Genomic DNA, 22052 nt, shown 5'->3' with positions numbered 1-22052 from the left:
CAAATCCGTTCGTGCCCGTCTACGACGACTGGATGGCCTGCGAGGCTAGCGGTGGCCCTCGCGACGTGAATGCTCGGCATACTGGAGCGCCGAAGGCGTTTCCACACAGCCTCGGCCGACTGCAGCCTGCCGCCATCTCGGCGAAGGAGCTCACAGCAGTCGATCAACGAGATGAAAAATGCGGAAGCAGATGCATGGGAGCCATTGCAGAACGAGTTCAGGGCAACCAGGCCAGTGCCACTACCAATCAGCTTCGCAGTAGAAGATAAATCGAACTTGTTGATAGTCACGTTGTAACTTAGACACTTGACCGGTGAAGCTACGAGCTTCCTCGCTTCTATCGATGATGAACTCAACCTCAAACTTCTGGCTCCCTTCCGCTGGAACAGCATTGAGTTTGCGAGCAGACACCAAGCGTGGAGGAGCCTCTACCCAGTACGCGTGGCGGTAGTCCCAGTAGCTCTCATTACTCTTCTTCTCAAACTCAGCTTGGTCCATCTCTTCCATCCACGTTTCCAAGATCGGAAGAGATTCCAAAATTTCTTCAGCTGAAAGCCACGAGATCTCGCAATAGGTCTTGGTCGGTAGAAGCAACAGCTGCGTATAGTCCCCCTCGTTCATACCCGGAACAGAGAAATCTGGCGGGGCGCCACGCCATGGTGAGATGGGTTTGATGCCCCAACGAACGTGGAGATCTTCCCACGGCGCGAGCCAGTGCTGAACTGCGCTGTTGAAATGATCAAATCTGCCTACCTCTTTCCATTTACCATTGATGCGCGCCTGGAAATATCCGTAGAACTCTATTCCCATTTCTAGCCCTTATGCAATAGAAGCCCTACGCGCTATTTCAGATGCCAGCGTCGAAGCACTGCTTCTGGCTGAAGTTTGCCCGACGCGCCGAACGACCGTACATGGACGCCCCCGAATATGCCAGGCATTCAGTTATTGATAGCTTGAAGGTTCGATTGCACCCGTACATTCGGACTTTCGGCTGCGGCTTTTCGCCGCTGTCCCTGATGAGATTTGCTGGTCGGCTCCTCTATCGGTTCTCCGCACTCCGCGGTGCTTCGGACGTTCTGGGCTTCGCCAACCACGGTCTAACCTGTTTTGCCATCACTGCGTGATTGCCTGAGCAACCGGTGGTTCAGTCTCCTGCCTTCTGTGTTGATGGGTTGGGTCGGCTACGCAGCGAGCTGCGGCGGCACGTAGTTAGGTCGGAACTCCCGCCCGTGGGCTAGCAGTGCCCAGACCGTTCGCACGTTCTTGTTGGCCAGTGCCACAGCTGCCACGTTCGGATGTCGTCGGTTCAGCAGGCTCGCCAGCCACACGTTGGTGTTCACGGCCTTGCGCTGCGCCGCAACAATGGCCGAGCGCGCGCCGTGAATGAGCAAGGTGCGCAGGTACACATCCCCGCGCTTGCTGATGCCCAGGAGCGTTGGCTTGCCTCCGCTCGAATGCTGCCTCGGCACGAGGCCGAGCCAAGCCGAGAGCTGCCGGCCGTTGTCGAAGCTGTTCGCATCCGCGATGGAGGCCACCAGAGCACTGGCTCCAAGCGGTCCGATGCCGGGAATCTTCTCGAGCCGGAGGCTGAGCTCGCTGCTGCGATGCCAGGCCTTGATTTGGTCCTCGAACTCGTCGACCAGCTTGTCCAATTCCTTGAGGTGCTCGGTTAGGCGAGCGATGAGTCGGCGGAACGTTCCGGGCAGCTGGTTGCTCGCGTCTTCAAGCAGCTCGGGGACTTGCTTGGCGACGTGGCAGATGCCCTTCGGGATGACCAGGCCGAACTCGCCCAGGAGGCTGCGAATCTGGTTGGCCTGCGCGGTGCGGGCAATGACGAAGCCCTGGCGTGCGCGATGCAGCGACAGCACCGCCTGCTGCTCGACGCTCTTCACCGGCACAAACCGCATGCTGGGCCTGGTGACCGCCTCGCAGATGGCCTCGGCATCGGCCACGTCGTTCTTGTTGCTCTTCACGTACGGCTTGACGAACTGTGGCGACATCAAGCGCACCGTGTGGCCGAAGCCTTGCAGGGTGCGCGCCCAGTGGTGGGCACTGCCGCATGCCTCCATGCCGATGAGGCACGGTGGCAGGTTCACGAAGAACGCAGTCATCTGGTCGCGCCGCAGCTGCTTGCGCAGCGCTACCTTGCCATGCTCATCCACTGCGTGAACCTGGAACACGTTCTTTGCCAGGTCAATGCCAACAGTAGTAATTTTCATGGTGGACGCCCCTCTCGGTTCAAGTGGTTGGTGACACTTCCACTTTGGCACATCGATGCCGGTACGGGTGGGGGCGTCCATCCCGTTGGTTGTGTCCGCATTCTGCCTTTTCAATCGCCCCGTGATACCGAGATACCAATCGGACGAGCAGAAGCTACCTTGCAAGAAGGCGGGCTAGCCGTCGCCTACGCTCGCCACAATTGCTTGAAATTTCAGGGCATCAAGTCCTGCACCAGGTTAATTCCGAGATGAAAAAAAGCCTGCGCCTACTTGAGATTCTTCAGAGAGAGATGATGAAGGCAGGGATCACTTTTGCCGACGTAGGAAACTTGATTGGCATGTCCGAGCGGCAGGTTCAGGCCTCAATCGCCGATGGGAGCATCAGACTAAAGGACATAGACAAGCTCGTTGCGCTGCTTCAACTTGATTTCGACGAGATCCTAAGTGAGGTTGCGCGAACCTAAGCCCTCGCGGACCTGCACTGGCAGGTCGCTTCGAGCGGCCGGTCATGGCTGTTAGTGCCGATGCAATCTTGACCAGCTAAACCGCAAAAAGGGGGGTCGGACAAAAACTTGGACTACCAGGAGATGTAATGGATGCCTCCCTGCCTACGGGCAGCTCAAACGCCGCCAGGAGTACCGAGATGAACAGCGCGACCGTTGTGGGCGTGTGGCTTGCCCGCTAGACAAGCTGGCCCCTCGACTGGATACGGCATCAAAGTGCCCATGGCGTCGTGATAGACCAATGTCTTCACAAACACCAGCGAGGTTCCGTCATGCATCGTCGTACTGCACAAAGCGCGGGGCAAATCATCGGCCAGATGAGCGGCCTGCAGGTCATTGGGCTGGACATCGCCAAGAATGTGTTCCAGCTTCACACCGTGGACATGAGCACAGGCGAGATCGTGAACGTGCAGCTCAAGCGGGCCAAGGTTTTAGGGCACTTCGCCAATCGTGCGCCTTGCCTGATCGGTATCGAAGCCTGCGGCGGAGCACACCACTGGGCCCGTGCGTTGACGGCGCAGGGCCATGCCGTGCGGCTGATTCATGCCAAGGCCGTGCGCTCGTTCGTGAACGGCAACAAGACCGACGCCACGGACGCACGCGCCATCTGGCTGGCGCTCCAACAGCCGGGCACCAAATTCGTGGGCGTGAAGACGCTCGCGCAACAAGCCACGCCCACCTTGCATCGTCAGCGCGAGATGTTGATTCGGGTGAAGATCATGCAGATCAATGCGTTGCGGGGGCTGCTCTATGAGTTTGGGGCCACCTTCGCGCGAGGCAAGAAAGCGCTGTTGGGCGAGTTGGAGCTCGCGCTGGAGGCGCTTGCCAACAGCATTCCACAGTATGTTGCCGACAGCCTGCGCGAGCAGGCCCAGCGCATCAAGCAACTCGCGATAGACATTAGGGCCATCGAGGTGAGGCTTGCTGAGGTTCTGCGCATTGACGTGGACATGAAGCGTCTGGCGATACCCGGAGTCGGCCTGCTCTCGGCTACAGCGGCTATCGCCACGATGGGAGAAGCCAAGGCATTGAAGTCTGGGCGCGAATTCTGTGCCTGGCTGGGTCTGGTGCCCAAGCAACGGGGCACAGGTGGCCGGGTGACTCTGCTGGGGATATCCAAGCGGGGCGACACCTACCTGCGCACCTTGCTTGTTCACGGCGCTCGTGCGGTACTGAGACATGCGAAAGAGCCCGGCCCATGGCTGGAGAAACTCCAAACCAGGAGGCCGCCGAACGTCGTGATCGTGGCACAGGCGGCCAAGATGGCGCGAACAATCTGGGCCGTCACGGCCCGACAGCAGGACTATGAACGCGGCCACCAGAGCACCAGGCCGCTTGCGTCTTGAACTGATAGTCAAACATCAACCCAAGAAAGGAGGACGTGAGCCTTTGAAGGCGATGAGGCAGCAACGAAGTAGCGTGATGTGAAACAGGTCAGACCGGGACGAGCTAAACCTGGATGAACTACCGGACTTCAAAAGTCCGTCCTAAGAGATGAGGTGCTCGTCAGCGGATTACATCGGGGCCAGTGGACAAGGGGCAACCCACCATCCACATCACAGGCCGGATGCAAGGCAGCAACCGACTTCTTCGCAGAGCGTTGCGGGTTACTACTCATGGCCGGGAGGCATCTATACAAGGTAGTTCATGTATTCATACAAGCGAGCGGCTTGGGCAGCGCCGTTAAGGAGGTCCGTCGCCGAATTCCGCCAGGCGCCCATCGGCACTGCGGATGGATAAGACCGTCTTCGCAACCAGTTGTCGTGTGAGAAGGATCCGCTGCTTGGCTTCAGCGACCTGGGTCTGGGCGATCAGAAGTTCCGAAAGAAGGCGCACGCCGTTGGTGTATCCCAGTACGTTAGCCTGGTAGGCCGACTCGGCCACTTCGAGCGCAACGCGCGCGGATTTGAGGTCGCGCCTTGCTGACTGCAGGCGAAGAAAATCAGCGCGCAACTGCGCCTCCAGTTCCTGTTCGCGTTGACCCAGCAAGCCGGCCGCCTTGTCGCGCAGCGCCGACATTTCCCTGATCTTGTACTCGGTCGCTCCACCCGAATAGAGCGGTACGGTCAGCTGGACACCGGCGGAGGCGGTGCGGATGCTTCGCTCATACGGGACGTCGATGACGCCGCGTGGATGCTTCTGCCAGTTCACCGCCAGCACACCATTGAGGACGGGGGCGTACTGCTTTTCGGCACGCCTGACCTCAAGCTCAGCGAAGGCGACGGCTTGCTGCAGTTTGAGGAGTTCGGGGTTGCTGGTTCTCATGGCGTGCAGGTGCGCGTCGAGCGACTTTCCAACGTCTTCCTTCTCCAGTTCGTTATAGATCGAGGCGTCCGGAGAGATACGCCGCGGGCACAGCGCGGCGAGTGAGAATTTCCTGGCTTCGATTTCCGCTTGTTGTTGACTCGCGTTGAGCTGCAGGAACTTCAATCGAAGTTCCACGGAAAGCACATCGGCAGACGAGGTGAGTCCTTCGGCATACCTGGCATGGGTCTGGTCGAACTGGGCCTTGTTCGCCGCGATTTCCGCATCGATCACCTCGAGTTGCTCCGCGGCGGCCAGCACATCAAGGTAGGCGCCGCTGACTTTCGCGGCCAGGTTTTGCCTTTCGGCATTTAGCGAATTTTCCGCAATCCGTCCCTGGATATCAGCTTGATCGTGGGAGATGAGCGCGCCTGCGTTGTAGATCGGCTGAACGAGCCGGGCACCGACTTCGTAGCTTTGGAAACGCCGGTCGGTCGACTCTCCCCGGGTCTCGAACTCCCCTTTTGTCGCGTTGAGCGAGGACGTCATCTCAGCTCGGGGAAGAATCTGCGTCCTGAGTTGCGCGCTATTGGCGACCCTTGCCTCGTAGTCTGCGCGTGCAGCCGCATAACCGCCATCGGAGGACGCCGCGCACTGGACAAAAGTAGAAAGGGGCGCCGCCCACAGGACCGGCGAAGCCAGCGCGGCGACGACCGCTGGCAGTTTCCGCAGGTGTTTGCCTGCACCCCTCATCACCCGGGAACCTTTAACGTGCCAAGCCTGGAAAAATCGAACTGGACTGACGCGGACGTGATGGTCTCGGGCCGATGCGCGATCGTGATTCGGGTGATGTTGAGCGAATTGATCGTCGCATTGATCCTCGATTCCGTCGCCGTGTCCAGATGGCTGGTTGCCTCGTCGAGTACCAGCACACGCGGTACCTTGCAAAGTGCCCGCGCCAACATAATGCGTTGACGCTGTCCTCCGGACAAGCTGCTGCCCATGTCGCCGATGAAAGTGTTCATTCCCATCGGCATGCGGGAAACCTCGTCCATGATCTCGGCCTGTCGCAGCGCCTTCGAGATTTTCTCGAGAGTCACCTCGCTGGAGAAGCAGGAAACATTCTCCCGGATCGATGCCGACAGCAACTGATCGTCCTGCATCACTGCGGCAACCGAGTTTCTCCAAGCGACGATTCCGAATTGGTTTAAAGGGACGTCGTCGATGTAGATGATCCCTTCCGTCGGCTCCAGCAGGCCTAGGATGATCTTCGCCAACGTCGTCTTTCCGCAGCCGGTGGCCCCGTGAAAGCACACATGCTGTCCGGGCTCGATGGTCAAGCTCACCCCGCGGAACACCCAAGGCAGGTCCTCGGAGTAGCGAAATCCGACGTTTTCCAAACGAATGGCGATCCCGCCCGAGGGCCCCTCTTCCGCATCGAGCGCGAGCAGGTGACCGTCTTCGCTTGGTTCCTTCTTGGACAGGGCGATATCAGCGGCACGATCGATGTGCAACCGAAGCAGCCGGATCGACATGGAGTTGTCGATCAGTCGCTGCATCCGTCCGGAAAAGTCGGATTTGTAGGCCAAGTAGGCCATCAGCATCCCGACGGTGATCGAGCCTTCCATTGCCATCGAGGCGCCGATTCCGAGCACGGACACGTTCTCCATCAGGAATATCAAGCCGTAGCCGGAAGTGAAGATCAGCGTGATGATCTGCGACTTGATCTTCTTGTTTGAGGCAGAAATGATTCCGTTGTGCCAAAGCGCCCCGCGCACGCCCTCGATGTTATTGAGCTTAATAGTTTGAATTCCGCGGATGTTTTCTATGAACACACTTTGCGACTTCGCGTCCAGGGAAATGATCTCGTCGTTGACCTTGTGGTAGACATGGTGCGGGAAAAGCCGAAGCGCGGCATAGCCGAGCAAGGCCGCGATCGCGATCAGGGCGAGCTTCCATGAGTAAACAGCCATGAGCGCGAGAGTGAAAACCGAGAAGACGCCATCGAAGAGAACCTCGATGAACTTCCCCGTCACGGTGGACTGAATCGTTTGAATGGATTGGAACTTGGCGCTGATGTCCCCGATGTGCCGCAACTCGAACCATTTCAGTGGAAGCTTGAGCATGTGGTACTTCATTCGCATCGACCACTGCACGGCGAACTGCGTCGATAGCGAAATCGTGAACCATCCACGCGCCGCTTCCATGAAGATTTTCGATAGCCCGAGCAGTCCCACTCCGAGAAGGAGCGTCCACAGCAGGTCAGCATCGTTGGAGAGGATTGCGCCGTCGACAATCCATTGCGTGAACATCGGCGACACCATCGACAGCAGTTGGATGGCCGCACCCAACACCAGAATGCGCAGGAGACTTGTCCCAAGTCCCGAGATCCTGCCCGTCAGTTGATGCCATTTCAGCGGCGCGGGGGGCTTAACGGCCTCGAATGAAACTCCGGGAGTCAGTTCAAGCGCGACACCTGTGAACGTTGAAGCCACTTCTTCGCGACTGATGCTTCTAATCCCGTAAGCGGGGTCGTAGACCTGGATTCTGGAGCGATGTACTGACACCAGGACGACGAAGTGCACCAGATCCCAATGAAGAATGCAGGGCTTGGCCAGGAGATCCAGTTCCTCGACCTCCAGTCGCAGTGCCCGACTGGTGAATCCCATGAGATCCGCAAGTCGTGCGAGGCTGCGCAGGTTCAGCCCTCGTGTGGATAGGGAGAACTTTCCTCGCAATTCGGCCATGGAATATTCTTTGCCGTGTGCGGCAGCGACATAACCAAGGCACGCAAGTCCGCATTCGGACGTGGTGGACTGAAGATAGGATTGCATAAAAAAGGGTGGCTTAACCCACCCTGAACCGTAGCGATCGGGACTCTTTATTTTTCGTGGAGCTTAAGATCCGTCGCTGTCCTCGCCGTTCATCGTATTGATGATGTTCGTAATCCAAGACTGGATGGGCGTGTATTCATTCAGGCCATTCCCGATGGCCCAACCAACGACACCAGCGGCACTTAGTGCGGCGCCCGTACCAGCGGCTAACCCCGTCAGTGCAAGTCCCATTTCGGCGCTCACGCCCAGTTGCGCAGCAACGCTCAGTCCGATGCCTCCTCCGATGGCAGAACCCAGCGCAACCGCATCCCCGTAACTCATGCCGCCCGACACCAACTCCATGTCAAGCACACTTAGCTCTCTCATTGGTTTCTCCTAAATGTTATTTACCAAAAAGACTTTTGATTTGTTCCGAGACGGTTGTCAATTTACTGATTCTTATTAATTTCTCCTCATTCGAAGTTGCGAAATAATAAACAAAAACCATAACCACCAATATCGCAATACCCAGCACGATTCGGCCGCTTGAATCCGAGAAGGCTTCCACGAAATAAGCTAGGAATACAAAGGCGACGACACCGAAAATCGACATCAATAAAAAGAAAATATGAGCGCCTCTCATCACATACTCCTTCTGATAGACAGGACGTCCGCCTGCAGCAATTTCATGATCAGATTCGAATCCTCATGGCCGCTCATCTTTCGTGACTCGATGACGCCCTGAACGGCATCAAAGCTCCGTTGGTCGAATTCGATGTTGAATCCATTGACTGCTGTCTTCCGGCCAACCGCGTACATGGGATAGACGCTGTTGAACTTGAGCGTCTCGTCGGGGGGCAAGGCCGTTCCGACATCCTTCTTGAGCGCGAGCCGCTCTAACTGGAAGGGGCTATTGGTGCGCTCCGCATTCCTGATTTCGCGGTTGAATTCCTCGATGTTCTGCGGGTCAACCAGCAGTGCATTCAACTGTTCGATGACCGCATCCTCATCAGGCACCTGGTCGACCGCGTTGTTCAGGGCGAGCCTGAACACCGGGTGCTGGTCCAACTTGGTCGAACACAACCAAGACAGGTAGTCGCGCACTCTTGAGGCGTGGATGCCCACAGCGATGTGAAATGTCGGTTCTCCATCGACCGGGAGGACTTCGTGCCACCATCCCCTGGGGATGTACAGGATGTCACCGGCCTCTAACGTTCTCTCGAAGACCGGCGTCGGCGGGCAGTCCTTAATGAAAGGCTTGCTCTTCTGATGAACCAGAGGGTCCTTGAAGGTCGGCTCAAACACTTTCCAGTGCTTTCTACCCGCCAATTGCACAGCGAAGACATCGTGTGTGTCCCAGTGCTTGTTGAAGGCTCGCTCCTCGCCGAAAGAGACATAACCATTGCTGATCGCCCGCTCGCCGTAGAACTGGCCCAGCGAAAACGTCAGTTCGTTGACAGTCTGATTTTTGAGGTCAAGTCTGTTCAGCAACAGCGTCGCTCCGTCGGCCAATTCGGCGTAGAGCAGGTCCTTGACTAGGCGCGCCCGGGTCCGTCCAATGTCTTGGAAGGACTCGACAACCTTGTGCGTGAAGTTTTCGCCACCCTTGACGACCTTAAGAAAATTATCGGACGGATCCCAGGAAAACAGCGCTTGGTCGACCTCCGCCCAACCGAGCCGAGCGCGGTGGGACGCCGGGAAGAATTTGAAGGTCTTCCCGGCAACATGGGTCTTGAATTCTTCTCTTGAAATATCGAGATTAATCATTTTTAGAGCGTGTGAAATATTATTTTCAAAGGATCAAACATCCACTGATACAGTCTTCGTGTTTCCTGGTAGACATTTGCATCAACCATCATTCCCGGAATTAGCCTCCTTTTTTCGCCATCTATGAGAAATTCCCTTTTTTCAGGAGTAACCACAAGGCGATATTTGTCCTCGTGGGTCGCTTGCTGCTCAATCGGAAGTTCGCCCGCATCGATGGGGACAAGCGAAATATTCTTGACCACGCCCTCGAATTGCCCGTACTTTTGGAACGGAAACGCCTGATAGCGGAGCTTTACGAGTTGGCCTGGCTTGACGAAGCCGACTGCCTTTGAATTCGCATAGAGGTGAATTTGCATTTCGGCGCTGGCCGGCATCAGCATCGCAATGGGTTTTCCACCCACGACTTGCCCAACATATGCGGCGGTTGCCGAAACGACGCCGTCTTCGGGTGCCACGATCGAATACTCAGAGCGCACCTCGTCCTCTATGTTCTCCCGTTCGACGGAATTCAACTGAATAGAAAGCTCGTTGAGCTGGGTCTTGAACTTGAAGACACCGTCTTCTTTTTCCTGCTTGGCCGTTGCCAGCATGCGCTGCAATTCCAGGGCTTGCCTGTAATTGGATACTTCCTGGGTTCTGAGCAGGGCCACGGCGTCCAAGCGATCCTTGACCGCGTCGTCCGTCACATATAGATTCTTCGCAAGGCGTTCGTATTTCGCCACGTCGCTCTTGGCCTTCGCAAGGCGCTCTCGGATTATTTCGAGTTCTGTCTTGCCGAACTGAAACTGGCTTTCGATGCTGGAAATCCTCGCCATGTAATCCGATTCATGTCGAGACAATGCGCTTCTCGCGAGCTGAATATTCTCCGTGATCGTCTTTTTCTTGGTCGCGCTGTTCTGACGAAGGTTTTCGTCGATCTGGTTTTGCCCGATGCGCTCGCGCATTCTTCTTTCATCGCGAATCGTGTAAAGAAGCTGACCCTTCTTGACAAGATGGCCATCGAATACGTGAATTGTGGCGATCGTTCCTGGCGGATTAGGAACTATTTTTAGCAGGCCCAGATCTGGCGACGTGACGCCGGAAATAGCGGTTCGTTTGGTGTAAGAGCCAAATGCTATGAACACCACTACGGGAATTACAATTGCCAGTGCAGCACACAAGAGCACTGATGTGTAATTCGCACGGCTCAAATGAATCTGGCCGTCGCGCTGCCTCAGCTGCTTTTTAATAACTTCCTGTCTAAACAGGAACTGCGCCGCGCTCAATTTTTCCGCCCTCACTCACTGTGTTATTAGTTATGCGTCGGACCAAGGATCTTGAAACCGCAGCCACTGCAGTTGACGCTTTTTTTAACACTCTATCCAATCAAAGGACGCTTGTACATTGATATATCGAGAAAAAACCCGTATAGATTAAAGTTTTATTAGCCAAAAGTTGTATGAGTACTTCGCGGTCGCCAATTCGAAACGATGTTTTGGCAAGCGGCCTTGGACGACGCACCTCTTGCCAAAACATTTCTTTCCCACGTCGATTGAGTTAGCACCTTTCTTCAGCCGCCCGTAGCACCTAGGACTTCCCTAGCACGGAACTCAAGGCCTGCGAGGACGACGGCATCACGGCCTTCGTGCCCAAGCCGATGACATCGAACGCCAAGGCCGCGGGCCGCTTCGACAAGAGCCTGGGCTCGCAGCTGGTGATGACGCGTGAGCAACTCGACGCGCTCGTGCTCGGGTTGCCCTGGCAGCGCATAGGTTCAGCAGGCGTTATCACCGTGGTGTGATCGCACGGCGGCCATGCAATTGCGGCAAACGCCGATGACATTCACACGCTCGGGCGGCACCATCCGTGCTTATGGTGGATGCCGAACAACTGAAGGGCCTCGATGCAGAGCAACTGCGCGAGGTGACCCTCCGGCTTCTCAAGGACTTGACTGAGCAGCAAAGCCTGCTCGAGGCCAAGGACCGATCGATCGAGACGCTCACGCGCGAGGTCACCTTCAAGTCCACCAAGGTCGACCAACTCACCCACGAGCTCGCACAGTACAAGCGCCTGCGCTTCGGCAAGAGCAGCGAGAAGCTCGACGCTGCACAGGCCAGCCTTCTGGAAGAGACGCTTGACGCCGACTTGGCGGCCATCGAAGAAGAGCTGAAGCAGCTTCGCCCGCCACCCAAGACCGAGGACAAGCAACAGCCGCGTCGCATGCAGCTGCCGGCAGACCTGCCGCGCGTCGATGTTCGCCACGAACCCGAGTCGACCACCTGCACGTGCGGCTGCGCGCTCAAGCGCATCGGCGAAGACGTGGCTGAGAAGCTCGATTGCGTTCCCGGTGTGTTCACCGTCGAGCGGCATGTGCGAGGCAAGTGGGCGTGCGCGAAGTGCCAGACGCTGATCCAAGCGCCGGTGCCGGCTCAGGTGATCGACAAGGGCATCCCCACCGCCGGCCTCCTGGCGCAGGTGATGGTGGCCAAGTACGCCGACCACCTGCCGCTGTACCGCTAGGCAACGATCTTCGGGCGTGCCGGCCTGGCCATCCCGCGCTCGACGTTTGGTGCGTGGGTCGGCGCATGCGGCGTACGCCTGCAACCCCTGGTCGACGCACTCAGGGGCGCCATCCTCGCTCACGGCGTACTGCATGCCGACGAGACCCCGGTGGCAATGTTTAAGCCCGGCACGGGCAAGACGCATCGTGCCTATCTGTGGGCCTACACCCCGTACCGCCTTTAGCTCGACTGGGTCCGACAAGCTATAGTTGAACGTTAGATTCAATCTCAAAGGCAAGCTCGTGGGAGACGGTAAGTCCGCAGATCGCTAAGCCGCAACAACCCTTGTCGTTGTTGCGGCGATCCATGCTGATCCAGTGATTCACTAAAAAAGCAGATCGCCGCCAGATTTCTTCATCTGTGCGGATGTTTTGCCATGCCTAATAAATCGACGCCCCTTTGGGCGTATTCCCTGCCGTCGGCGCTCTTGCTGATGGCCCCCTTCGATCTTCTCTCCTCGCTAGCCATGGACGTGTATCTACCGGTCATTCCGGAGATGCCGGCGGCACTTGGCACTTCACCCGCCATTGTCCAGCTCACGCTAAGTGTGTACATGATCGTGCTCGGTCTAGGACAGATTCTCTTCGGTCCTATGTCTGATCGCATTGGCCGGCGACCAGTTGTTTTGGGTGGAGCATTTCTCTTTGCCGCCTCATCCTTCGCCCTGGCGATGACCAGTAACGGGCCGCTATTCGTCGCGCTGCGGGTCCTGCAGGCGCTCGGTGCATCGGCTACGCTCGTTGCGACTTTCGCAACTGTCCGCGATGTCTACGCCGATAGCCCAGAGAGCAGCGTGATCTACAGTCTCTTCGGTTCAATGCTGGCCTTCGTACCTGCGCTCGGCCCCATCGTCGGCGCGGTCGTCGCAGTTGGATTTGGGTGGCGGGCGATCTTCGTGGTGCTTGGCGTCCTGGGATTGCTCGCCTTCGGCCACGCGCTGCCTAGATGGCACGAAACACGTCCGCGCCTGAAAAGTAGAGAAGGCCCCGTCCTTTGCTCAATCCTTGGAAGCTCATCCTTCTGGATCTACACACTCGGCTTCAGCACGGCAATGGGAGCGTTCTTCGTCTTCTTCTCCACCGCCCCGCGAGTTTTGATTGAACGTCTGGGCCTCTCCCAAATAGCGTTCAGCGCCATCTTCGCCACGGTTGCTTTCGTCATGATCGTAACGACGCGCTTCGCGAGAATTTTCGTGTCGCGCTGGGGAATTGAAGGCAGCCTCATACGAGGGTTGTTCGTCATTCTGATTGGCGCCTGCGTCCTAGCCGGATGCGCTCTTGCGACTGAGCCCTCCGTTCTGACGTTTGTACTTCCAATGTGGCTGATCGCCGTCGGCATGGTGCTCGTGGTATCGGTCACCGCCAATGGCGCGTTACAGGATTTCAGTAACGCCGCCGGCACAGCCGTGGCGCTCTACTACTGCATTCAAAGCCTGATCGTTGGTGGCTTGGGCACGACAGTGATCGTGGCGCTTCCCGGCGATAGCGCGTGGCCGTTGATAGCGTACTGCCTGACATTGGTAGTCGTAACTATCCTTGCGATTGCAATCGACCGATTGGTGAGGCGCTAGACCTCGCACCAATCTGCGCCGCCAGCGTGGCCTAGAAAACTGTAGGTCATGACAACTGACCCACTCCGCAACAAGCCCAACGCGACTAGCTGATTCGAACGGCCATGATTCGCCGTCACTTCGATCCTGACGCGGTCAAGTTGACCGACGGCCCAATCGCTGTGACTCAGTGCTCACGTCTGCAATAGCAGTAAACGAACTGCTGCGTCGTCCCCACGGCATTGTGTGCAGGGTTATGGTGTGGTCCAGCAGTTGGAACGGACTGCCGAACTCGTCATGCAGTTCGTCAGATGAGTTTCGCGCTACCGGCAATCCGCTGCACTGCGTCGGTCCCTGACTTGCCCCATGACAAAACGCCAACAGGCTCATTTGGCCCCGTTAGGTAGATGTCATCGAGGAGTGTCGTCATGAGCGATGGTCCAGGCGAATCTTGTGAGGCGGGCATAAGCGTCGTGTCCAAAGCAGGCGCGGGGCCTATTTGGTGTTGGCTGCGCCAAAAGCGTTCATCAGAATGAAAGCGCATTCCTTCCTCTGATGCGCATTGATCAGGGGCACCAGGCGTCGGAAGTGCTCGCTTTGGCAGTGCGCATCCAAGGCGGCCTGGTCGGGCCATTCTTCGATGAAGACGAAGTGTCCGGGGTCTTTCTGGTCTACGAACAGATCGTAGGCAATGCACAGCGGTTCCAGTTTCGTCTTCTCGACCAGTTCGCGGTAGAGCGGAATGACTTCCTCAAGGCGATCCGTATAGATGAAGTCTTCTGCGATGACCTTGAGCATGGGCTCTTCCTTTGCGTTGCGTGCGATCCATCTGCGGCGGCACTGTGCAGTTGCCGGGCGATCTTCACCTACGGCAGAGTACTACCGGATTGTAGACGATCACTGTATTTATTCACAGTATCATGGCAACATGTATGAGTTGCCTGCAACCCAATGGATTTCCGAATGTGCGCAGCGGCTGAACGCCCGCTGGCGCACGGTGGACCGGGCGAACCTAGGGCGGTGGCCGTGCATCTTTGGCGAGACACGCATAGGCGCGCGATGCTGCCCTCGAAGGCTGTTGCCCAGTGGTTGGCGCCAGTGTCTGAAGACCTCGATGGCTCGGCGCGATGATGGACCCGAGTGGGCTGTCCGAAGCGGAGTTACAGGTGCTGGCACACCACTGGCGCCGGGAAGCACCGCGCGGTGATCGGCACGCACGCGGATAAGCACACCGCTACGAGGTCGAACTACGTCATCGCATGGGCAGTGTCGTGTCGGTTAAACGAACTGCTGCGTCGTCCCCCACGGCGTTGTGTGCAGGGTTGTGGTGTGGTCCATCAGTTGGAACGGACTGCCAATCGGGCCACTCGAACCGATCGACCGGCGCAAAACCAAGGTCAAACCTGCAATGGCTGCAGATGGCCATAGAGGGAGCCTTCACAGCATTCCGATCGCCGAGTTCGCCGCGGAAATAGACATGCGGCTTGCTACATGACGGGCAGCGATCCACCAGCAGCGTGTGGTGATGCTCGCACTCCGTGTAGAGCGCCAGGCGCCATGACCGTCGGATGTAGGGGTCTTCATCCATGCGCAGGCAGATCGGGCAGAACTGAAGGCCGAACTTCAATCGCTGGCGATGCCAGATCCCGAGCGGAAGGATCCAGGTTGAGCTTCCATTCGGATGATGATCGGAGTCGATCTTGTCCGCGAGGTCTGCCAACGTAGTCTGGTAAATCTCCTCGGGAGGTCTACCGGTCAAAGTGGAGAGCCGTTCGATCAGCCAGGGCGGCGCCATGCGATCGATGTCCCTGTTCCACACAGGGGCCATGTTCCCGCCGAGGCGAGCGCACAAGGCATGGACCTTGATTCGATTGGCCCGCGCTAATCGCACAAGCCACGAACTCAGTAGCTCTTCGGGCTTTCTTCGAGGATGCAACGGCAGAACGTCGCCGCCAAGACCATGAGCAAGCACGATGGGATCGGTCAGTCGCCACCGGCGGCAATGGATCCGATCTCTTCGTCCGCGCGAGCCAAGGCAACGCAGTTTTTCCTGCGCTAGTCGGCATCTGTAGAGAGAACGTTTCCTCGCTTTCGATCAGTCCGCGCTTGATTGCATCAATCTGGGAAGGAAAAAACTCCCAGATTGGCGTATGGCGGTGCAGTAGCGATTTGACAAAAGGTGTCCATAACGGGTTGCTGCCGAAAGGAAGCACAGCTCGAACATTGGTGCTGATGAAACGGTCAATGAGCTTCTCCAACAACCTTGCCGGTATCCATTCCGTCGGGCTTCGGTCCAGTGCATCCGAGGATTGCTCGGCGGTAAGTGCCTCCATGACGGATAGCTGATTCATGTCCCCGCGTTCCACTGCGTCGACAAGAGCCTGCCCCAGCCGTGACCTCATCGCAACAGGACGGGCCAGTAGGTCCGTGCAAGCCAGATAGCTTTCAGATCCGCTCGACTCGATCGGGCGGGCCCGAATTGTCAGATAGGCTGAAGCTGGAAAGCCCCCGCAGTAGAACGCGGCAGCGGCAAAAAGCGTTGCTTCGGATTGGGATATGCCAACGCGCTTGAGCTCAGCTTCTTGTCCAGGTGCCGCCACTAGAGCGAGCGCGTTCCCCAAACGTGCCCAGCCGTCGGCATCCTCTGAGCCGTAGTGCATTCGAGTGAATAACTCTCCTGCGAGCGAAAGGTAGTAGTCATCCGCGCGCCTGTGAATGTGCGCAAGATCAATGGTGAGTTGCGGAACCCGAAACTGCTGGATGTGCCTTAGTGCATCCGCGTCCGCGATCCATCGTGCGAGGTCCTCGTTCATGGCAGCGCCCTAGACAATCGTTTTCTAGACGCCCGCCAAAGGCGGTACAGCATTTTTCGCTGCGTCAAAAACCGCCGTATAGGTACCTTTTAGGTCAGGCACGGCGATTACAACCAGTGTGTAGTCAGGTGAAAGCTGAGCCGGCGCAGCTTTCACCTCGGCGGCCACGAGGGATTCGCAAACGACAGCAACGGCCTGGAACCGCTTGGTCGCTTGAGGCAACCCCGCGGAGTGGATGAAACGATTCAACTGCGCGACCGTGGCGCCTTCAGCCGATCCGGTAATCGCTCGGTCTCGAAGCCAGAGCAAAGTACCTGCCAGCCTGCTAGTGCGATCCTTCTCACAGTCCTCGATTGAGCTCTTGATTGGCTCAGAAGCTCCTGTCGTCGACTTCGTCTTGACTTCGGAACAGAGCACCGCGTCATTGGGGGACGCAGAAGGCCAGCTGGGCAAGACCAAATGCACTACGTCTGAATACGGAGCCGGCTTGGTTCGGTCTTGCTTGAGGCGCCACTTTTTGAGACCGATTGCGGCTTCTGGGAGGGCACCAGCGCCTTGATAAAAATACACGAGGATCTCGCCAAAGTCACCTGCCATTGTCGAACCCGGATCCGGCAACCCTGCAGCAATGACTGTTGTATGCAGCAACGTGTGTTCCTTTGCCTTTGCGTTCACAACGCTGTCGCTTAGGTAGCACCGCCTCAATGCAAGTCCAAGGGTCCCCGGCCAAGCCTTCGCTTGAGCCTGCGTTATGCGAATGAATACGTGTTTCGGTTGTGGTTCTGTCGGAAACCACGACGCCGTAGCGGCGAACGACAAGCCGATGTCGTCGCTCATGCCTCTACCTCTAGCGAATAGCCGAGGCATCTCTCTGTCGAGCAGAAGAGCAAGCCGCCGTCGATTTTTATTTCCTCCTCGAGAATATCAATCCGCAGCAGCCGACATCTAGGCCGTTCAATCATGTTCTCCTCCTTGCCGTGCTGCCAGTGTCGCATGCGTCGGCGATCTAAGGCCGGCTGCGCAGGTAGCTCCGCCATGTCACCGCGTTTCTGGACGAGTTCAAGATAACTGGTGGTCAAGTGGTGTTGGACGCCGTAGACGCCGCCGTCGGTCGCACGGTGATTGACACCCAGCCTGGCCAAGAGGTTCGTAAATCCCCTTCAGGCTTCCGGCTTGCCGCTCAACTGGCAGCACTCACCAACACCTTCACGGTCGGGCACGACACCACAAACTTGTCTCAGACCATCACTGAGTTACTGGCGTCGCAGCCGTATTGTTCAACTTCAGCACCCATCTGACCACGCCCGAGGGAGGATCCTGCCCTGGATTCCCGTCCACCGTGCGACAGTTACCACCGCACGCGGTCATAGACAAGTTTCAAACTCGTCACTGGACCTCTTTACTACCGTCGCTGTTTCCAGTGGCAGCTAGAACGGGATGTCGTCGTCGCCGGACTCAAATCCTGAAGGAGGAGGGGCCGCTCGCCCCGGACGAGCGCTGGAAGCCGTCCTCGTCGCAGGCGCATCTGCAGCCCTCTCGGTCGCGGCGCTGCCTGGCGTCGCTGCCCCAACGCCTGTTCCATCCAACGCAGCCTTGAGTGCCGCTTCGACCGCATCAATGCGCTCCTTGCAGACCTTGTACGCGTCGACTGACTCCGTGACGATCGTCAACAGGTCATCGATATTAGGTTCGTCCTGATCACGCAGGGTCTCTGCATGCTTCTGCAGGACCCCATAGGCGTCTTTGAAGCTTCTCTGGGCCATGGTCATTTCCTTCCTTCGGCAGGGATGGTTTGCACTTCGGTCGACCCGTCCCTGAACTGAATATTGAGCGTTGATGAATTCTGGGCTTGCTCGCTCGAGGTCACCGGTCTTCCCTCACCGGTGCGCACGATCGCGAAACCACGTGTCAATGTTTTTTCGGGACCTTGTCCTGTCACCTCGCGCATCAGCGCCTGGGCATTGCTGCGGGCCTGCTGCAAAACGCCTGCAGCGCGTTCCGCGACCCGTTGCAGACGGTTGTCCAGAGCCTGCGCTGCTGTCCTAGTGGCCGCAGCCGTGCGATCGATGACGGTGTTGAGGGCAAGACCTGTGGCCGACCTTGCCTCGCCGATGTTCGAGAGCGCATCAATGCGAATAGCGGTCATCAAGACCGGCACCTCCTGCTTGGCCGTTGCGACAGCTTGCATCGCATCGGCGCGCACCTCGTTCACCAACGCCAGGCTTTGCGCGGAGGCGTCATGGACGCGCCTCACCGCGCCGACCGCGATCGTGTTCAGGGTTGCCAAACTTTCCTGTTTCGCGCGCGCCAGATGCTCACGGGCATCAGCCCGGATTGCCGCTTCGCTGCGCTCTACGGCGAGTTGGATGGTGCGAGCGCTTTGCGTACCAGCCGCAAGGATCGCATCCCAAGCTGTACGGGCTTCGCGTACGCGGCGCGAGATCTGCTGCTCGATGCCACCGATAACCTTGCTGGGCGTGTCGAAGCGGGTATGAGCCACTTCATCGGGCAACGTACTGTCGCGCTCATGGCCGATGCCAGTGAGGACCGGGATGTCCTGGTCACAGATGAAGCGGGCGAGCTCGTAGTCGTTCAGCCATGCAAGGTCATTCACTGCACCGCCGCCGCGAATGACAACGATCGCGTCTGGACGCTCGGCTTCTCCCAGCTCTCGCAGCGCGGTCGACGCGGCCGCGACCACCTCGCGTGCCGCGCCCTCGCCCTGGAAGCGGCTGTGTGCATAGATGAAGCGGCAGATACCGAATCGCTCTAGTCGTTCGGCCTCTTTCCTGAAGTCTCCCAGGCCAGCGGCTTCCTGCGGCGCGACGACCAGAACGATGCGGTAGTCCCAAGGCGGCGAAAGTCGACGATTGCGATCAAACACACCTTCCTGCTGCAGCCGGGCCCGGATTTCCTTCTTTCGGGCTTCGAGGTCACCGAGGGTGTACTCGGAATCGATGGCATCGATCTCGAGGCTGAGGCCGTACTGGGCCTTGAAAATCGGCTTCGCTCGCACCAGAAGCTTGATGCCGGCGGCGATTACGGCGCCTGTGGCTTTTTCGAAGTCAGGGAGAATGCGAGAGGCCGTGCCGGCCCAGATCATGGCTCGTGCCCTGGCGATCGGTTGGCCGGCGCTGTCGCGCTCGGAAAGCTCCAGATAGACATGGCCGTTGCGCACACTGGCTTCGTTGACCTCGACCAATGTCCAGACGCCGCTGGCGAAGGCTTGGGCCACCGCGGCCTCGACGCCGTTGAGCAGGCGAGAGAGCGAGATGCCCTTCTTGACGGTGGCCATGCCGGCCGCCGCTATGTCCGCGAGCGCGACGTCCGTGAAACCGCTACCAGCCGAAGCAGTGCCGGGCACCCAGGCACCGAACGCGACCAAGTCGATGCCGGCCTCGACGTACCAGCGCTTGACCGTGCCGTCGAAGCGCGCGCCGAGCGCCTTCGCGGCATCCTTGGAGCGGTAGGGGACGTTGAGGTACTGGCGGGACATGGTGCGTATTCATACGGCATTTCGCACGACGGTGCAGCCGAGCTTGCTAACCTGATCAACGAACTAGAGTGCCTGCGCGCCGTTAGATCAGCGATAAGGACTATGCAATTGCATAGATTCTGGAGATTTCATAGTCATCCGAGGGATGATGATCGTAATCACCAAGACGGAGGCTAAGCATTCGGCCCTGTTTCAATGGCATCGCACGCCATGGCCTGTTTGGATCTCCGCTTCGCTCCGACTCTGAAGACAGTCGCGCGGATCCTCCGTCCTCGAATTTCACGAGTACAACGCGATGATCGTCATCTGGTTCAATCTTGAATTTTGCATTTTGCCCGGCATAGCCACTCTGGATCTCTCCGGTGCCATGGCAAAAATCTGACAGCAGCTCCGGTGCTTCTTTTCTTTCTATGCAGAGACGAAGATAGACCTCACCATCCATCCCTTTCGTTCTCTTCAAAATCCCATCCAGTCGATACTTCACTGTTGAATCCTTTCTCATGAAGTCAATGCAATATAGCGCGGTGGGCGGTTTTCCCATGGCCGCCCTCTAATCCGGAGTTCCAGTGGTTACTCATCGTACCGACTTTCCTGAATGCGAAATGGAAGCCGCCGCCGCGGCAATAGTTACGAAGGGAGCCGAGACTGTTGGCAGTGTCTCTGTATTCGGGGCAGACGTGCCGATTTGGCGATCGTCAGTAAATCAAAAGCCGGGATTCGTAGCCTTTTGGGTGGGCACCTTGGAAGGGGAAGTCTCGCGGATTTTTGCTTACCGAATCGCTGAAGAAATAGAACTTCCAAATGAGCGCCCCGCCCTAGAAATGGACCGAGCCTGGGTGTTTCCGAAGCTCCGCGGCCAAGGTCTGTCATCCGCTCTTTTGCGAGCCATGGCTACATGCGAGCGGAAGCCACTGCTTACAGACCGAGATGGCGTGACTTCGTCGGGCTACCAAGTCTGGGAGAAATCGGCGGGATGGACCCGCTCGTACTGGGATCAGGATGAGCATCGCGTCGTGTCCGAAGATGTGCCGCCCGAAACGAGTCGCTTCAGCAATGCAGAAAGCGCGAGTCGCTGGGTACTCATACTTGAACTCCCGCCAGACATTGCACCCTGCCCTTCCAACGAGGGCCCGCCCCGAACGTCTCAACAATGACTGACCACATTTGCGCATAGCGAACCGTTCCCGCAACGTTCTATCCCGCCTCAGGGTCACCACGGACTCGTGCGCGCAAACGCGGGACCACCACCCGGTTTCATATACCTCGACCCAAACAGTCCGAGTAGTTTGAGATGAGTTCGTTCAACTAGACAACCCTGGTCAGTCGGTTTGCGAAGGGCATCGCCTGTAACGCCGGGCGGGGGTGAAATTCTCAAATAGCATGCACAATTTTCTCAACTAGCGTCTTGTTGACCAGCGGCTCTCCGCCGCGGCCCGGTGAGATTTCCAGAGCGCATCACGGCGTGCTCTTCCTCGACGAATTCCCCGAATTCGCTCGCTCCGCCCTCGAAGCCCTGCGCGAGCCGCTGGAGACCGGCACCATCACCATCTCGCGCGCCGCGCGAAGTGCCGAGTTTCCCGCGCGCTTCCAGCTGATCGCCGCCATGAATCCCTGCCCTTGCGGCTACCTGGGCTCCTCGCTGAAGGCCTGCCACTGCACGCCGGCGCAGGTCGCCCGCTACCAGGGCAAGCTCAGCGGCCCGTTGCTGGACCGCATCGACCTGCACATCGAGGTGCCCGCGGTGTCGGCGCAGCTGCTGCTCGACGCGCCACCGGGCGAGTCGACAGACAGCATCCGCGCGCGCGTGGTCGCCGCGCGTGAACGCGCCATGCAGCGCCAGGGCCATGCCAACCAGGCGCTGCAGGGCAGCGCCATCGACCGGCATGCAGCGCTCGACGACGCCGCGCGCCAGTTCATGTTCAACGCCGCCAGCAAGCTCGGCTGGTCGGCGCGCAGCACGCACCGGGCGCTGAAGGTGGCGCGCACGATCGCCGACCTGGCGGGGGCCGGCACGGTGCAGGCCGCGCACGTGGCCGAAGCGGTGCAGTACCGCCGGGCGCTGAGCCGCGGCCCGGCCTGAGAACGCCGCGGCCTCACGAGGTGTGAAG

Annotated in this window: 18 protein-coding genes and 2 pseudogenes; 6 read left to right on the top strand and 14 right to left on the bottom strand. The window is 58.2% G+C overall.

Annotation, left to right across the window (positions count from 1 at the left end):
• Positions 1 to 240: 240 nt before the first annotated feature.
• Complete coding sequence (locus ACSFBM_RS33110; RefSeq protein ID WP_435488171.1) at positions 241 to 810, bottom strand: hypothetical protein; 570 nt, start codon at positions 808 to 810, stop codon at positions 241 to 243.
• Positions 811 to 1181: 371 nt separating this feature from the next.
• Positions 1182 to 2219: an IS110 family RNA-guided transposase gene (locus ACSFBM_RS33105; protein WP_435488170.1), complete on the bottom strand. Its 1038-nt coding sequence runs from the start codon at positions 2217 to 2219 to the stop codon at positions 1182 to 1184.
• Positions 2220 to 2467: 248 nt separating this feature from the next.
• Here ACSFBM_RS33105 and ACSFBM_RS33100 point away from each other — a divergent pair, with 248 nt between their 5' ends.
• Together ACSFBM_RS33100 and ACSFBM_RS33095 are read left to right on the top strand one after the other, a co-directional pair.
• A complete protein-coding gene (locus tag ACSFBM_RS33100) occupies positions 2468 to 2683 on the top strand; it encodes a hypothetical protein (RefSeq protein WP_435488169.1) in 216 nt (71 codons plus the stop codon).
• 356 nt (positions 2684 to 3039) lie between these two features.
• On the top strand, positions 3040 to 4068 hold the full coding sequence (locus ACSFBM_RS33095) for an IS110 family RNA-guided transposase (protein ID WP_435488177.1): 1029 nt from the start codon (positions 3040 to 3042) through the stop codon (positions 4066 to 4068).
• A 337-nt stretch (positions 4069 to 4405) separates the two neighbouring features.
• On the opposite strand, the gene ACSFBM_RS33090 is transcribed toward ACSFBM_RS33095, so the two are convergent.
• The 5 genes from ACSFBM_RS33090 to ACSFBM_RS33070 all read right to left on the bottom strand — a co-directional run bounded on the left by ACSFBM_RS33090 (position 4406) and on the right by ACSFBM_RS33070 (position 10811).
• A complete protein-coding gene (locus ACSFBM_RS33090) occupies positions 4406 to 5719 on the bottom strand; it encodes a TolC family protein (RefSeq protein ID WP_435488168.1) in 1314 nt (437 codons plus the stop codon).
• A complete protein-coding gene (locus ACSFBM_RS33085) occupies positions 5719 to 7800 on the bottom strand; it encodes a peptidase domain-containing ABC transporter (RefSeq protein WP_435488167.1) in 2082 nt (693 codons plus the stop codon). Before ACSFBM_RS33085 ends, ACSFBM_RS33090 begins: the two co-directional genes overlap by 1 nt.
• Before the next feature lie 63 nt (positions 7801 to 7863).
• The gene (locus ACSFBM_RS33080) at positions 7864 to 8166 is read right to left on the bottom strand and encodes a hypothetical protein (protein WP_435488166.1); all 303 of its coding nucleotides are present in this window, start codon (positions 8164 to 8166) and stop codon (positions 7864 to 7866) included.
• A gap of 255 nt (positions 8167 to 8421) precedes the next feature.
• Positions 8422 to 9546 (bottom strand): JmjC domain-containing protein, encoded by a 1125-nt coding sequence (locus tag ACSFBM_RS33075; RefSeq protein WP_435488165.1) that lies wholly within the window; start codon positions 9544 to 9546, stop codon positions 8422 to 8424.
• 2 nt (positions 9547 to 9548) lie between these two features.
• Positions 9549 to 10811, bottom strand: coding sequence for an HlyD family secretion protein (locus ACSFBM_RS33070; RefSeq protein ID WP_435488164.1), 1263 nt, complete (start codon positions 10809 to 10811; stop codon positions 9549 to 9551).
• 371 nt (positions 10812 to 11182) lie between these two features.
• Here ACSFBM_RS33070 and ACSFBM_RS33065 point away from each other — a divergent pair, with 371 nt between their 5' ends.
• From ACSFBM_RS33065 to cml, 3 genes and pseudogenes are all read left to right on the top strand, one after another.
• Positions 11183 to 11326, top strand: a complete 144-nt coding sequence (locus ACSFBM_RS33065; RefSeq protein ID WP_435488163.1) for a hypothetical protein — start codon at positions 11183 to 11185, stop codon at positions 11324 to 11326.
• A gap of 71 nt (positions 11327 to 11397) precedes the next feature.
• Positions 11398 to 12261: pseudogene (gene tnpC / locus ACSFBM_RS33060) on the top strand (IS66 family transposase); the annotation flags it as partial.
• Between the two features lie 201 nt (positions 12262 to 12462).
• The gene (cml, locus tag ACSFBM_RS33055) at positions 12463 to 13656 is read left to right on the top strand and encodes a CmlA/FloR family chloramphenicol efflux MFS transporter (RefSeq protein ID WP_435488162.1); all 1194 of its coding nucleotides are present in this window, start codon (positions 12463 to 12465) and stop codon (positions 13654 to 13656) included.
• A gap of 474 nt (positions 13657 to 14130) precedes the next feature.
• Here the strand turns inward: cml and ACSFBM_RS33050 are convergent, their stop codons facing one another.
• The 7 genes from ACSFBM_RS33050 to ACSFBM_RS33020 form a co-directional block, all read right to left on the bottom strand.
• Positions 14131 to 14433 carry a putative quinol monooxygenase gene (locus ACSFBM_RS33050; protein ID WP_435488161.1) on the bottom strand — a complete coding sequence of 101 codons (303 nt, stop codon included), beginning with the start codon at positions 14431 to 14433 and terminating at the stop codon, positions 14131 to 14133.
• Positions 14434 to 14887: 454 nt separating this feature from the next.
• A complete protein-coding gene (locus tag ACSFBM_RS33045) occupies positions 14888 to 15607 on the bottom strand; it encodes a TniQ family protein (RefSeq protein WP_435488160.1) in 720 nt (239 codons plus the stop codon).
• Positions 15608 to 16472: 865 nt separating this feature from the next.
• Positions 16473 to 17285 carry a Hachiman antiphage defense system protein HamA gene (locus tag ACSFBM_RS33040; RefSeq protein WP_435488159.1) on the bottom strand — a complete coding sequence of 271 codons (813 nt, stop codon included), beginning with the start codon at positions 17283 to 17285 and terminating at the stop codon, positions 16473 to 16475.
• Complete coding sequence (locus ACSFBM_RS33035) at positions 17282 to 17527, bottom strand: hypothetical protein (RefSeq protein ID WP_435488158.1); 246 nt, start codon at positions 17525 to 17527, stop codon at positions 17282 to 17284. The genes ACSFBM_RS33040 and ACSFBM_RS33035 overlap by 4 nt, the downstream gene beginning before the upstream one ends.
• A 348-nt stretch (positions 17528 to 17875) precedes the next feature.
• Complete coding sequence (gene xseB, locus ACSFBM_RS33030) at positions 17876 to 18211, bottom strand: exodeoxyribonuclease VII small subunit (RefSeq protein ID WP_435488157.1); 336 nt, start codon at positions 18209 to 18211, stop codon at positions 17876 to 17878.
• A 2-nt stretch (positions 18212 to 18213) separates the two neighbouring features.
• On the bottom strand, positions 18214 to 19944 hold the full coding sequence (gene xseA, locus ACSFBM_RS33025) for an exodeoxyribonuclease VII large subunit (protein WP_435488156.1): 1731 nt from the start codon (positions 19942 to 19944) through the stop codon (positions 18214 to 18216).
• Positions 19945 to 20044: 100 nt separating this feature from the next.
• A complete protein-coding gene (locus tag ACSFBM_RS33020; RefSeq protein WP_435488155.1) occupies positions 20045 to 20428 on the bottom strand; it encodes a hypothetical protein in 384 nt (127 codons plus the stop codon).
• A gap of 909 nt (positions 20429 to 21337) precedes the next feature.
• Between ACSFBM_RS33020 and ACSFBM_RS33015 the strand changes: the two are divergent.
• A pseudogene (locus ACSFBM_RS33015) lies at positions 21338 to 22024 on the top strand (ATP-binding protein); the annotation flags it as partial.
• Between the last annotated feature and the right edge of the window lie 28 nt (positions 22025 to 22052).

This window comes from Variovorax pasteuri (assembly GCF_051216435.1).
In the GTDB taxonomy this organism is placed as follows: Bacteria; Pseudomonadota; Gammaproteobacteria; order Burkholderiales; family Burkholderiaceae_C; genus Variovorax.
Note: the sequence above shows the minus strand (reverse complement) of the source record. Positions and strands in the feature narration are given on the sequence as shown.